This is a genomic window from Amycolatopsis acidiphila (genome assembly GCF_021391495.1).
GTDB lineage: Bacteria > Actinomycetota > Actinomycetes > Mycobacteriales > Pseudonocardiaceae > Amycolatopsis_E > Amycolatopsis_E acidiphila.
The window spans coordinates 7494876-7507271 of the sequence record NZ_CP090063.1 but is presented as its reverse complement, the minus strand read 5'-3'; the positions used below and the strand labels follow the sequence as shown (position 1 = coordinate 7507271).

The window sequence follows — 12396 nt, the reverse complement described above, 5'->3', positions numbered from 1 at the left end:
GATCCTGCCAGGTGCTGCCCGTACGGTGGGCGTGTGCTGGAGGGATACGCGCCCGGGTTCGCCGACGACGCACTGTCGATGATGTCCGCGAGGACGGCGGGCGACCGGGCGGGATTCGTGCTGCGGACGCTCAAACCGGGCATGCGGGTGCTGGACGTGGGCTGCGGCCCCGGCACCATCACGCGCGGGTTCGTGCCGGTCGTGGGCGCGGGGCGGGTCCTCGGCGTGGACCCCGAGGCCCGGCAGCTTCCCGTGGGGTCCACAGTGGACTTCGTAGCGGGGTCGGTGTACGGGCTGCCCGTGCTGTCGGAAAGTGTCGACCTGGTCTTCGCGCACGCACTCTTCGAGCACCTGAGCCGTCCGGCGGCGGCGTTGCAGGAGCTCAGCCGGGTGCTGAGACCCGGTGGCACGCTCGCTCTGTCCACATCGGACTGGAGCAGGGCGCGCCTGCAACCGAAGACGGTCAACGTGGTCGCCGCACTGCGGGGGCACTACCTGCTCCGCCGCCGCGCCGGTGGGGATCCCTTCGCCGGGAAGCACATCGCCGGGCTGGTGGAGCAGGCGGGATTCCGGGAGGTCCAGACCCACGCCCGCTTCCGCCCGGACATGCCGTACCGCGAGCTGGCCCGGTATGTCGAGTCCCGCTTGGACGCGGCCCTGTCCGCGTCGAGCGCCGACCGGGACCAGCTCGCTTCCGCCGCCCGCTCGGCGTGGGCCTGGTCCCACTCCGGCGACGGCTCCTTCGCCCAATGCTGGCTGGAACTACTGGCGGTGAAGTGAGGGGTCCCAGGTGGGGTCCCCCTTCTCCTCGAGTGTCTTACGGCGGGATGGCCGCCTCAAGGGATGGCAGGGAGAAGGGAAACCCACGGCTGGGCCCCCAGGCTCATGCACCCGTCTCACCCTCACAATGGTGACCCTCCCCACTTTCCGGCACCGCGCGCCAAACGCGATGCCGAAGGCGAGCCCGCAGGGGGGTCCAGGGGGGCGGAGCGCTCCCCTGGCGGGGGTCTGGGGGTCCGACCCCCAGCGTGACAAAGGAAGAGCCCCGCTCACGTTTTCCGCGAGCAGGGCTCTCCCAGATCTTCCGTCGGGGTGGCGGGATTCGAACCCACGACCTCCTCGACCCGAACGAGGCACGCTACCAAGCTGCGCCACACCCCGAGGTACTGCAATTAACGGGTCGGGGAGAAGTTTAGCGGATGGGGCTACCGGCTTTCCGGCGGGTCTGTTCCGTCGTTGCCCGGTCGCCTCCGTCGCGGGGTACCAGGGTCAGCAGGCTCGCCTCCGGAGGGCAGGCGAAGCGGGCGGGGGCGTACGGCGAAGTGCCCAGACCGGCCGAAACGTGCAGCCACATGTGCGCGCCCCAGCGGGAGACGCCGCGGGCGCGGGAGCGGTCGAGTTCGCAGTTGGTCACCAGTGCGCCGATGCCCGGGATGCGCAGCTGACCACCGTGGGTGTGCCCGGCCAGGACGAGGTCGTACCCGTCCGTGGCGAAGGGGTCCAGGACGCGTGGCTCAGGCGAGTGGGTGACGCCGAGGCGCAGGACGGCGTCCGGATCGCCGGGGCCGGCGATCTCGCCGTAGCGGTCGCGGCGCAGGTGCGGGTCGTCGAGCCCGGCGGCGAACACCGGCTGCCCGGCCGCCTTGACGGTCCGCCGGGCGTGGGTGAGGTCCTGCCAGCCGTGTTCGACGAAGGCCGCGCGCAGGTCGCGCCACGGCAGGTGCCTGCCGTGGACGCGCTTCTTCTTGCCGCGCGGCATCAGGTAGCGGGCGGGGTTCTTGGGCTTCGGCGCGTAGTAGTCGTTGCTGCCGAAGACGAACATGCCCGGCCGGTCGAGCAGCGTGCCGAGTGCGCGCAGCACCGAGGGGACGGCCTGCGGGTGGGCGAGGTTGTCCCCGGTGTTGACGACGAGGTCCGGCTCGAGCTCGGCGAGTGCCGCGACCCAGCGCTGCTTGGACTTTTGGCCGGGCATCATGTGCAGGTCGGAGATGTGCAGCAGCCGGATCGGCTTCGCGCCGGGGGCGAGCACGGGCAGCTCGGCCTTGCGCAACGTCCAGTGCCGCCGCTCGATGCCCACCGCGTACCCGAGCGTCGCCGCACCGAGTGCCACGGTCCCGGCGGCCAGACGTGCCGCGCTCATCCTGTCACCGTCGGTACCCACACCATCGAGGATACGGCTCCGCTCAGTGCTCGTACGCGGGGTCCGAAGGGGGCAGCCCGATGACCGGTTGCCCGTTCATGATCTGCGTCATCGCGCCGAACCAGGTTCGGGCCGGGGTCTTGCCGCCGAACATGTTGCCGTCCGTGGCGCCCCTGGTCGCCGTGACCTTGCCGGGCCCGCCGTCGATGAGGCCGCCGATCGGGCTGTCCGGGCGGAAGACCATCGCCACGCCGGCCATCTGCGGCACCGCCCCGACGAACGCCGCCGAACCGCTGTTCTGCGTGGTCCCGGTCTTGCCGATCATCGGCCGGTTCCAGCCGACCGCCTGTGCGGCCGCCCGCGAGGTGCCGTCCGTGGCGTCCTTGCTCATCCCGACCGCGAGGGTGTTGGCCAGCCCCTCCGGCACGGCCTGCTCGCACCGGGCTTCCTTGATCTTCACCGGCCTGCCGTCGCGGTCGTTCACCCCGCCGATCGGCGTCGGCGGGCACCAGACGCCGCCACTCATGATCGTCGCGGCGACGTTCGCCAGCTCCAGGCCGTTCGTCGGGCTCACGCCGAGCGTGAACGCGCCGAGCCCGGCCTGTGCGACGCCACCGGGGCCGAAGTACTGCTGCTGCGTCATCTTGAAGGCGGGGTTGGAGTTGCCCGGGTCGATCGCGCCGCCGTTGGCCGCGTTGGAGTTCATCGTGTTGCGCATGCCCAGCCGCCGCGCCATGTCGAGCACGGCGCCCATCCCGGCCTGCTCCTCCAGGATCACGAACCCCGTGTTCGGCGAGGTCGCGAGCGCCTGCTGCAGCGTCATCGACGGCCCGTACGAGCTTTCGCCGTAGTTCTGCAGGCAGTACGCCCACGTACCGCGCCCGACCTGTGGACAGCCCGGTTTCTCGCCGCTGATGAAGACCTTCGACGCGTACGTCTGTGGCGTTTGGATGGTCGCGTAGATCCCGGTCTTGTGCTGTTCCAGCGCGGCCGCAGTGGTGAAGATCTTGTAGCTCGACCCCGCACCGGTCACATTGGACACATCCGATGGCAGTGCGTACGTCGTCTGCCCCTTGCTCGCGTCCGTGCCGTAGTCACGGTTCGCCGCGAGCGCGACCACCTCGTGCCGGTTCTTGCCCGGCCGCACCAGCGACAACGTGTTCGCGACGTTCTTCTGCGTCTTGTCGACCTGCTGCTCGGCCGAGATCTTGGCCTGGTGGTTGGCGTTCTGGTCCATCGTCGTGCGGATGGTGTATCCGCCGGTGTACAGGTCGTCCTTCGTCATGCCGTTGGTCAGCAGGTAGTCCTGCACGTACTGGCAGAAGAACCCGTTCTCCGGCCCGGCGCCGGTGCAGTTCGCGGCCGGCTTGGACGGGCCGTCCGGCGACACGCCCAGCGGCTCGGTCTTGAACCTCGCGGCGTCCTCGGGAGCGAGCTTCTGGTTCTCCACCATGCGGTCGAGCACCAGGTTGCGCCGGTCCGTCGCGCGCTCGGGGTGGCTCCACGGGTCGTAGAACGGCGGGTTGTTCACCATGCCGGCCAACAGCGCGGCCTGCGGCACGGTCAGTTTGTCCGCGGTGGTGTGGAAGTAGGTCTGCGCGGCCGCGCCGACGCCGTAGATCTTGCGCGAGAACTCGACGACGTTGAGGTAGCTGGCGAGGATCTGGCTCTTGTCCATCTTGGTCTCGAGCTGGATCGCGATCCGCGCTTCCTTGAGCTTGCGCGCGACCGACTGCTCCTGCGCCTTCTTCTGCCCGACCTCGTCGCCCCGGTAGATGACGTTGATCAGGTAGTTCTTGACGTACTGCTGCGTCAGGGTCGAGGCACCCTGGGTGTCGCCACCGGTGCTGTTGCTCAGCGCGGCCCGGATCGTGCCCTTCCAGTCCACCCCGTGGTGGTCGTAGAACCGGCGGTCCTCGACCGAGACCAGCGCCCATTTCATGGCGTCGTTGATCTGCGACGGCGCGGTGGGAATGCGGTACTGGTCGTAGAGCGTGGCGATCGGGTTGCCCGCCGAGTCGGTGATCGTGGTGACCAGCGGTGGCGGCACGTTCGCCAGCTCGGCGGACATGCTGTCGACCGTTTCGCTGGCCTTGTTCGAGGCGACCCCGGCGGCGCCGGCGATCGGGAAGAGGACCCCGGCGACGAGGATTCCCGCGAGCAGGCACAGGCCGAGCAGCTTGAACAGACCATCCGTTTTCCGCACGAATGTGAGGATAGTGGGTTCCGGGGTGACCTCGCCGACCTGCGGGTCGATATCACGTCGGCTGCTCCGATGCGAGGTGTTCCGGTAACGAATTATCCGCGGGATCTTGGCGAGCGGAACCGATTGGCCCTACAGTCCGTCAACGTCTCACGTATGGCGCCAGGGGAGCGCCGGGGTGTTCCACCGACGTGAGCCGAGGGTGAGGAGCTGGGGGTATGGATTCGAATGAGCGGAGCTGGCGAACCGACGCGCTCTGCCGCGACACCGATCCGGACGAGCTGTTCGTCCGGGGGGCGGAGCAGAACCGGGCGAAGGTCGTGTGCATGGGCTGTCCCGTGCGCACCGAATGCCTCGCCGAGGCGCTGGACAGCCGGATCAGCTTCGGCATCTGGGGCGGCATGACCGAACGCGAGCGGCGGGCCCTGCTGCGCCGCCGTCCGGACGTCACGTCGTGGTCGGAGCTGCTGGAATCGGCGAAGCGGGATTTCGTGCGGGCAGGCTAGCCGGGCGTAGCGCGTCCGTCGGGGAGAGGGCCTGGTCCTAGTCGCTGGGTGTGGCGAGCCGGTCTCCGATGTCACGGAGGCCGGCTACGTCATGCACGTCGCTGGGCAGCGCGGGCACGCGCACGATCGGCACCTCCGGGTGGGCCCTGGTGAACCGGGCGAGCAGCCGCTCCTCGCGTTCGCCGAGCGCGACCCGGTCGGCGTGCAGCCGCAGCACCGCGGTGGCCAGCGGCGCGCTCGACTCGACGCGTTCGGCGGCCGAGCTGGCGGCGGTCGCCGACAGCTTCGCGAGCACAGGGTGCGTGCGGTTGGCGACCATGCCCGACAACGGCATGGACTCGGCCGAAAGCCGGTCCACGAAGTAGCTGGCCTCGCGCAGCGCGTCGGGCTCGGGCGCCGCGACGACGAGGAACGCGGTGCCCTGTGAGCGCAGCAGTTCCGCGGTCTTGCGAGCCCGCTCGCGAAACCCGCCGAACATCGTGTCGAAGGCCTGCATGAACGCGGACGCATCGGCGAGCAGCTGCCCGCCGATGATCGTCGACACGGCCTTGGCGAACATCGTGAACCCGGCGGAGACGACCTTGCGCAGGCCCCAGCCGCCTGCCTTCGCGGGCGCGGTCAGCAGCCGGATCATCCGCCCGTCCAGCGCGCTGGACAGCCGCGTCGGCGCGTCGAGGAAGTCGAGCGCGGAGCGGCTCGGCGGGGTGTCCACGACGATCAGGTCCCAGTCGCCGGTGGCCGCGAGCTGGCCGAGCTTCTCCATCGCCATGTACTCCTGCGTGCCGGAGAACGACGTGGAAATGGTCTGGTAGAAGGGGTTCGCGAGCAGTTGCTCGGCCCGGTCGGGCCCCGCGTGCGCGCGCACCATGTCGTCGAAGGTGCGGCGCATGTCGAGCATCATCGCCCACAGCTCGCCCTTCGGGTCGAATCCCTCGACCTGCACCTGACGTGGATGGTTGCCCAGCTCGCGCAGCCCGAGCGCCTGGGCGAGCCGGCGCGCGGGGTCGATGGTGAGCACGACCGTCTGGCGGCCGCGTTCGGCCGCGCGCAGCGCGAGCGCCGCGGCGGTGGTGGTCTTGCCGACCCCGCCCGAGCCGCAGCAGACGATCACCCGCGTCTCCGGGGCGTCGATCAGCTTGTCCACGTCGAGCATCAGCGCACTCCCTGCTCGAGGAGGGTCTCGGCGATGTCGTAGAGGGCCGCGACGTCCACCCCGTGGGTGAGGTCGGGCACCTCCAGCGTCGGCAGGTCGGCCTCCGCGAGCTGTTCGCGGGCGCGCTGCTCGGCGGCGATCCCGATCGCGTGCTCCACGGTCTCGGCCACCAGCGCCTCCAGCGTGGCGTCCGGCAGCTCCAGCCCGGCCGCGGCGAGCCCCGTGCGGACCCGGGAGGCGTCGACCCGGCCGTCCGCCGCCGCGCTCAGCGATCGTGCGGGCAGCCGCGGCGGGCGCACCCTGTTGACGAACACCGCGCCGGGCCGCAGGTCGGCGCCGTCGAGCTCGGCAACGGCATCGACGGTCTCCCGCACCGGCATCTCCTCCAGCAGCGTGACCAGGTGCACGGCGGTCTCCCCCGAGTGCAGCAGCCGCACGACGCCGTCGGCCTGTGCGCGGATCGGGCCGGTGCGCGCGAGATCGGTCAGGGCCTTGGTGACGTCGAGGAACTTGACCACCCGGCCGGTCGGCGGCGCGTCGACCACGACGGCGTCGTAGGTGTGCCGGCCGTCGGACTCGGTCCGCCCCACGCACTCCTTGATCTTCCCGGTGAGGAGTACGTCACGCAGGCCCGGCGCCAGCGTGGTGGCGAACTCGATCGCCCCCATCCGGCGCAGGGTCCGGCCCGCGAAGCCCAGGTTGTAGAACATCTCGAAGTACTCGAGCAGCGCGGCCTCGACGTCGATGTGCAGCGCGCGCAGCTCCCCGCCGCCGGGCGCGGACGCGACGCGCTGCTCGGCGTAGGGCAGCGGCTCGGTGTCGAAGAGCTGGGCGAAGCCCTGCCTGCCCTCCACTTCGATCAGGAGCACGCGGCGGCCGTTGCGGGCGAGTGCGAGCCCCAGCGCGGCCGCGAGCGTCGTCTTTCCGGTGCCGCCCTTGCCGGACACGAAGTGCAGCCGGGCGCGGGCGAGCTCGTCGGTCCAGCCGGCCAAGGGTGTGCTCACGTTCGCAGCGTAATTCACCCAGGACGGGAGTGTCGGGCCTCGGTGACGCAAAGTGAGACTCGTCGGGTGGGCCGGTCGCCCCTTGATCGGGTCGTTACGCGCCCCTGCCAGCCCACCGCCACCCTCAACGGTGACGCTCCGCGTCGCGGCTACATTGTCCGCATGACCAAGTGGGAGTATGCCACGGTTCCGCTGTTGATCCACGCGACCAAGCAGATCCTGGACCAGTGGGGCGAGGACGGCTGGGAACTGGTGACCGTGCTGCCGAACCCCAGCGGCGAGCAGCACGTCGCCTACCTCAAGCGGGTGAAGGCGTGACCTGGTCGGACCGGCTCACCGAGCTGGGCATCGAGCTGCCCTCGGTCGCGGCGCCGGTCGCCGCGTACGTGCCGGCGGTCCGCAGCGGTTCCCAGGTCTTCACCTCCGGGCAGCTGCCCTTCGTCGAGGGCAAGCTGGCCGCGACCGGCAAGGTCGGCGGCGAGGTGAGCCCCGAGGAGGCGAAGCGGCACGCGCGCACCTGCGTGCTGAACGCGCTCGCCGCCGTGCACGCGCTGGTGGGCGTCGACTCGGTCACCCGGGTGGTCAAGGTCGTCGGGTTCGTGGCCTCCACCGAGGGGTTCACCGGGCAGCCCGCCGTGATCAACGGTGCATCCGAGGTGCTGGGCGAGATCTTCGGGGAAGCGGGCGCGCACGCGCGCTCGGCGGTGGGGGTGGCCGAGCTACCGCTGGGGTCGCCGGTCGAGGTGGAACTGATCGTGGAGGTCTGACATGGATCCGGACATCGAAGCCGCTTGTCACGAGCTGCTCCTGCGCCTGGCCGGCCGGATGCCGGACCAGCTGCTGTGGCGCTACCGCGACTGGCTGGGCGAGGGCGCGATGACGACGCTCGCGCGGACCCTGCCCAGGACTTTGCTAAAGCACAATATCGACCTGGACCAACCGGAGTATCGCCTGCTGGTCGCCGGGCTGGTGCCGCACGGCGCCGACTGGCACCAGGTTAGTTCCACCCTTGGGGTGGACGAGACTCCCGAGAACAGGTACACATTCACGGGGAGTGCACCCGATTGGGTGAACTCCGTAGACTCAGTGTCCGCGTTGGTGCACGCAACGTTGCGGGGCCGGCCGGACGTGGGTGAGGTGCGGGAGAGTTGGCGGCACGGCGACGGTGGCGAGCCGAAGCGGGTGTTGTTGATCACCGCCGTGGCCGGGCTGCCGAGGCTGACCGGTGAGCTGCAGCGGGTCCTGCGGGTGCTGGGCGACGAGGAGCCCAGCGTCGAGGTCATGCCGCCGCGGTTCGACCTCCCCGCGTACCACCGTGCCGCGCTGGCGAGTTCCGAGCTGGTCTGTACCGGAGCAGTGGACACCGGGCACCGCCTCGCCGCTGCGTAACGGCTCGCTCGCCTCGGGCGGGCTGCTGGGAGGAGAATCGTGGAGGTCCACAGTGACGCCGCAGGACTGGGAACCGACGGGTTCGCGGTTCCGTTGCGGCTGCACAACCTGCTGCTCGCGCTGGCCGGACGGCTGGACGACAGTGCGCTTTCCGAAGCACGTGAGCTGACCGCGCGAGCGCGGCTGGACGAGGCCGCCGAGCTGACCACGGGCGCGTTGATCGCGGGCAGGCTGCCGGTGCGCGAGTCCGAGCAGCATGAGCTCGGGCTGGTGCTCGAGCTGAGCCGTTCCGACGCGACGCTCGCCGACCACCTGACGGTCAACGACGCCGAGGCCGACAACGGCGTGCTGCACCACTTCACCGGGGACAACCAGCCCGAACGCGGGATCGCGGACGCGCTGGACCGCACCCTGCAGGTGCTGCCGGACCTGCGCTCGGTGCACGCGGTGTGGCGCAACACACCCGCCGGCAGCGTGCCCGGTCCGCTGCCGCAGCGGGTGGTGCTGGTCGAGATCGGCCCCGAGGGCAACCCGCCCGCGGCCGCCTACCGGGTCGACGCGGCACTGCGCCGCGCGGGCATCCGGTCGGTCGTCGAGGTCTCGGGTCCCGGCGCCGACCGCACCCGCTATCACGACCAGGCCTTCGACTCGGCCGTCGCCGTGTGGCTGGCCAGTGGTTCCACGACGGCCGACCGGCCGAGCAGGCCGGCTCCGGCGAAGGCCTCGGCCGTCGCCCAGGAGAAGTCGGGCCGGCACGTCGCCGCCGACGCGAAGGACGAGGAACCCGAACCGGCCCCGGCCGCGGCACCCGTCCCCGAGCCGCCGAAGGGGCCCGGGCACAAGTTCGGCCCTCGCGAGGAGCCGCCGGAGGCACGGGTGGAGGCCACCACGGACCTCAGCTCGGCCGAGGTCGCCCAGCTGCGGGCGGCGCTGGCCGAGGACCCGGAGAAGGGCAGGGCGATCGCGTCCGCGATCATCGGGCCCGGTGAGGTCGTCGAGATCCCGGAGCTGGACCTCAACGACCCGCAGCTGTCCGAGCGCGACCGCCAGCTGCTCCGTGAGCTCCATGCCGAGCTGGCCGAGCGGGAGCGGTCGGAGGCGTCGAAGGTCCGGACCAACGGTTCGGGCGGCGAGGACAACCCGCGCTGGGTCGACGGGTTTTCCGGGGCCTGACCGCCGCGTAAGTTCCTTAGCGTGCCTCAACTTAGTTTTGAACTGCCGGACGGCATATCTTTCACCGACACGCCGCCGGAGAACCCCGCCGTGCCGCGGGACGCCGCCACCGTGATCCTGCTCCGCGACACCGAGCAGGGCATGGAGGTCTTCCTGCAGCGGCGGGTGGCCGCGATGGCCTTCGCCGCGGGGATGACGGTCTTCCCCGGCGGCGGGGTCGACAAGCGGGACGCGGACGCCTCGGTGAGCTGGGCCGGTCCGCCGGCGGCGGACTGGGCGGCGTGGTTCGGCGGGACGGAACCGGTCGCCCGCGCGCTGGTGTGCGCGGCGGTGCGGGAGACGTTCGAGGAGTCCGGCGTGCTCCTGGCCGGTACCGAGGACGCCGTGGTCGCCGACGCGGCCCGCTACGCCGAAGCGCGGCAGGCGCTCGAGTCGCGCGAACTCTCGCTCGCGGCCTTCCTGGCCGACGCCGGGCTGACCCTGCGTGCGGACCTGTTGCGGCCCTGGGCCCACTGGATCACCCCCGTTCAGGAGAAGCGCCGGTACGACGCCCGCTTCTACGTCGCCGTACTGCCTTCCGGGCAGCACGCCGACGGCGAGACCACCGAGGCCGAGTCATCGGCCTGGCAGCGCCCGCAGGACGCCCTCGCCGACGCCGAGGCCGGGCGCAGCACTCTCATGCCGCCCACCTGGCACACGTTGAGCGAGCTCACCCGGTTCAGCTCCACGGACGAGGTGCTCGCGGTGGATCGGAAGATCAAGACGATCCTCCCGACGATCATCCGCGACGGCGACCACATCCGCGTGATCATGGGGGACGAATGACGCATCCCGCGTACGGCGAGTTCCGGCAGGTGTCGCCGGTCGCCTCGGTGCTGCTGGAGAACAACCCGTCCTCGATGACGCTGGAGGGCACCAACAGCTGGGTGCTGCGGGCGCCCGGCGCCGACGAGTGCGTCATCGTCGACCCCGGGTATCACGACCTGGACCACCTGCCGAAGCTCGCCGAGGCCGGGCGGGTCGCGTTGATCCTGCTCACCCACCACCACGCCGACCACAGCGAGGGCGGACCCTGGCTGGCCGAGCGGGTAGGGGCGCCGGTGCGTGCGTTCGACCCGGCACTGTGCGGCGGCGTTGAGTCCTTTGTCGACGGTGAAACGATCTCGGCCGCCGGGCTCGAGCTGGAGGTCCTGCACACGCCGGGGCACACCGAGGACTCGGTCTGCTTCCGGTTCGGCGACCACGTGCTGACCGGCGACACGATCCTCGGTCGCGGCACCACGGTCCTGGCCGATCTCGGGGCGTACCTGCGTTCGCTGCGGCGGTTGCTCGAACTGCCCGCGGGACTGAGCGGGCTGCCCGGGCACGGGCCGGAGCTCGCCGAGCTGAAGACGACCGCTCAGGAGTACCTCGACCACCGTGAGCAGCGGCTGGACCAGGTGCGCGCGGCACTGGAGGTGCTCGGCGAGAACGCCACCCCGCGCCAGATCGTCGAACACGTCTACGCGGACGTCGACCAGGCGCTGTGGGCTCCCGCCGAGCACAGCGTCCGTGCGCAGCTGGAGTACCTGCGCGGCTAGACCAGGGCGGCTTCGCGGGCAGGCTCGGGCCGGCGCACGGTGGCGCGCAGCAGCCAGACCAGCACGGCGATCACCAGTGCGGCAGCGCTGGCCGCGAGGAACGACGCCGCCGGGCCGGCGTGCTCCACCAGGTAACCGCTCACGGACTGCCCGAACGCCAGCCCGAGCGTGACAGCCGTGAGTACCCAGCCGAACGCCTCCGCCGCGGTGCCCTCGGGGGCGACGAGCTCGATCGCGGCCGAATGCGTCGCGGACTGCGGGGTGATCACCGCCCCGGCCAGGAGCATGGCCAGCGCCAGGCCCCACAGGGTCGACGGCCATGCGAGCAGCGCCACGAGCAGGCCGAACGCGGCGAGCAGCGCGGGCAGCCGCAGCGACATCCGGCGCGGCCAGGGGCGCAGGCTGTAGGCGATGCCGAACGCGACCGAGCTGACCGACCAGGCCGACAGCAGGACACCGCTCAGGGCGGGCTGCCCGGCCTCCGTCGCCGCCGCGGGCACGGCGACCTCGACGAAGCCGATGACCACGCCGAAGCCGAGCGCGGCGAGCGCCAGCGTGCGCATGCCGGGCCCGGCGAGCGCGCCGAGCAGCGGCCGGTGCGCGGTCGGCGCCGGACCCCAGGCGCGGACGGCGGGGCTGAGCGCGAACAGCGTCGCGCCGACGATCATGCAGACGCCGCCCGCGATCATGCCGGTGCCCGGCCACGGCGCCGCGACCAGCAGTCCGGCCAGCCCGGGGCCGAGGATGAAGAACACCTCCATGCTGATCGCCTCGTAGGAGAAGGCGGCGTTCTTCGCGGAGTCCGCGGCGACGAGCCGCCCCCACAGCGCACGCGAAGCGGAGCCGACCATCGGCTCGGTGATGCCGATGCCGCCGCCGAGCAGCACGAGCACGGGCGTCGCGGCGTGCGCCTCGATGGCGAAGGCCAGGGCGGCCATCGCGACCGCGAAGAAGGCGACCACGATGAGCAGTGGGCGCGTCGGGCCGAGGCGGTCGATCAGCCGGCCCTGGATGATCGAGCCGACCGACACGCCGACCAGCGAGCCCGCCGAGACGAGACCCGCGGTGGCGAAGGATCCGGTCTCCTGCTGCACGTAGAGCAGCGCCGACAGGCCGATCATCGCGATCGGCAGGCGCGCCAGCAGCGAGGCCGCCAGCGGGCGGCCCGAGCCGGGCGTGGTGAGGGCGGCGCGGTAGTCGGCGAGAGAGACGGATTGGGACATGGGTATCAGTATGCCGCACTCTGGT

Annotated in this window: 13 protein-coding genes and 1 tRNA gene; 8 read left to right on the top strand and 6 right to left on the bottom strand. The window is 71.3% G+C overall.

What is annotated here, in order from left to right; genetic code table 11:
• Window positions 1-33: 33 nt before the first annotated feature.
• On the top strand, window positions 34-780 hold the full coding sequence (locus LWP59_RS36695) for a class I SAM-dependent methyltransferase (protein ID WP_144645657.1): 747 nt from the start codon (window positions 34-36) through the stop codon (window positions 778-780).
• A 307-nt stretch (window positions 781-1087) separates the two neighbouring features.
• Here the strand turns inward: LWP59_RS36695 and LWP59_RS36690 are convergent.
• The 3 genes from LWP59_RS36690 to LWP59_RS36680 form a co-directional block, all read right to left on the bottom strand.
• Window positions 1088-1161: transfer RNA gene (locus tag LWP59_RS36690), tRNA-Pro, on the bottom strand.
• A 31-nt stretch (window positions 1162-1192) separates the two neighbouring features.
• Window positions 1193-2140: a metallophosphoesterase gene (locus LWP59_RS36685; RefSeq protein ID WP_144645659.1), complete on the bottom strand. Its 948-nt coding sequence runs from the start codon at window positions 2138-2140 to the stop codon at window positions 1193-1195.
• A gap of 43 nt (window positions 2141-2183) precedes the next feature.
• On the bottom strand, window positions 2184-4346 hold the full coding sequence (locus LWP59_RS36680; protein WP_144645661.1) for a transglycosylase domain-containing protein: 2163 nt from the start codon (window positions 4344-4346) through the stop codon (window positions 2184-2186).
• 215 nt (window positions 4347-4561) lie between these two features.
• Here LWP59_RS36680 and LWP59_RS36675 point away from each other — a divergent pair, with 215 nt between their 5' ends.
• On the top strand, window positions 4562-4849 hold the full coding sequence (locus LWP59_RS36675) for a WhiB family transcriptional regulator (RefSeq protein ID WP_144645663.1): 288 nt from the start codon (window positions 4562-4564) through the stop codon (window positions 4847-4849).
• 37 nt (window positions 4850-4886) lie between these two features.
• Here the strand turns inward: LWP59_RS36675 and LWP59_RS36670 are convergent, their stop codons facing one another.
• A complete protein-coding gene (locus tag LWP59_RS36670; RefSeq protein WP_144645665.1) occupies window positions 4887-6002 on the bottom strand; it encodes an ArsA family ATPase in 1116 nt (371 codons plus the stop codon).
• Entirely contained in the window at window positions 6002-7006 is a 1005-nt protein-coding gene (locus LWP59_RS36665) for an ArsA family ATPase (RefSeq protein WP_144645667.1), read from the bottom strand. Before LWP59_RS36665 ends, LWP59_RS36670 begins: the two co-directional genes overlap by 1 nt.
• A 162-nt stretch (window positions 7007-7168) precedes the next feature.
• Here LWP59_RS36665 and LWP59_RS36660 point away from each other — a divergent pair, with 162 nt between their 5' ends.
• Genes LWP59_RS36660 through LWP59_RS36635 form a run of 6 tightly spaced genes read left to right on the top strand, consistent with a single transcriptional unit; the run spans window position 7169 to window position 11148 of the window.
• Window positions 7169-7324 (top strand): DUF4177 domain-containing protein, encoded by a 156-nt coding sequence (locus LWP59_RS36660; RefSeq protein ID WP_144645669.1) that lies wholly within the window; start codon window positions 7169-7171, stop codon window positions 7322-7324.
• On the top strand, window positions 7321-7773 hold the full coding sequence (locus tag LWP59_RS36655) for a RidA family protein (RefSeq protein WP_144645671.1): 453 nt from the start codon (window positions 7321-7323) through the stop codon (window positions 7771-7773). The genes LWP59_RS36660 and LWP59_RS36655 overlap by 4 nt, the downstream gene beginning before the upstream one ends.
• Window position 7774: 1 nt before the next feature.
• Window positions 7775-8395 (top strand): hypothetical protein, encoded by a 621-nt coding sequence (locus LWP59_RS36650; RefSeq protein ID WP_144645673.1) that lies wholly within the window; start codon window positions 7775-7777, stop codon window positions 8393-8395.
• Between the two features lie 36 nt (window positions 8396-8431).
• Entirely contained in the window at window positions 8432-9568 is a 1137-nt protein-coding gene (locus LWP59_RS36645; RefSeq protein ID WP_144645675.1) for a hypothetical protein, read from the top strand.
• A 21-nt stretch (window positions 9569-9589) separates the two neighbouring features.
• Window positions 9590-10393, top strand: a complete 804-nt coding sequence (locus tag LWP59_RS36640; protein WP_373299702.1) for an NUDIX hydrolase — start codon at window positions 9590-9592, stop codon at window positions 10391-10393.
• Window positions 10390-11148, top strand: a complete 759-nt coding sequence (locus LWP59_RS36635; RefSeq protein ID WP_144645677.1) for an MBL fold metallo-hydrolase — start codon at window positions 10390-10392, stop codon at window positions 11146-11148. The genes LWP59_RS36640 and LWP59_RS36635 overlap by 4 nt, the downstream gene beginning before the upstream one ends.
• Here the strand turns inward: LWP59_RS36635 and LWP59_RS36630 are convergent.
• A complete protein-coding gene (locus tag LWP59_RS36630; protein WP_144645679.1) occupies window positions 11145-12371 on the bottom strand; it encodes an MFS transporter in 1227 nt (408 codons plus the stop codon). The two genes, LWP59_RS36635 and LWP59_RS36630, sit on opposite strands and share 4 nt — an antisense overlap.
• Window positions 12372-12396: the final 25 nt, after the last annotated feature.

What these genes read in the sequence shown, in the direction of transcription:
- LWP59_RS36630 (WP_144645679.1), bottom strand. Translation starts at nt 12,371, where the DNA reads ATGTCCCAATCCGTCTCTCTCGCCGACTACCGCGCCGCCCTCACCACG.
- LWP59_RS36670 (WP_144645665.1), bottom strand. Translation starts at nt 6,002, where the DNA reads ATGCTCGACGTGGACAAGCTGATCGACGCCCCGGAGACGCGGGTGATC.
- LWP59_RS36660 (WP_144645669.1), top strand. Translation starts at nt 7,169, where the DNA reads ATGACCAAGTGGGAGTATGCCACGGTTCCGCTGTTGATCCACGCGACC.
- LWP59_RS36675 (WP_144645663.1), top strand. Translation starts at nt 4,562, where the DNA reads ATGGATTCGAATGAGCGGAGCTGGCGAACCGACGCGCTCTGCCGCGAC.
- LWP59_RS36650 (WP_144645673.1), top strand. Translation starts at nt 7,775, where the DNA reads ATGGATCCGGACATCGAAGCCGCTTGTCACGAGCTGCTCCTGCGCCTG.
- LWP59_RS36685 (WP_144645659.1), bottom strand. Translation starts at nt 2,140, where the DNA reads ATGAGCGCGGCACGTCTGGCCGCCGGGACCGTGGCACTCGGTGCGGCG.
- LWP59_RS36635 (WP_144645677.1), top strand. Translation starts at nt 10,390, where the DNA reads ATGACGCATCCCGCGTACGGCGAGTTCCGGCAGGTGTCGCCGGTCGCC.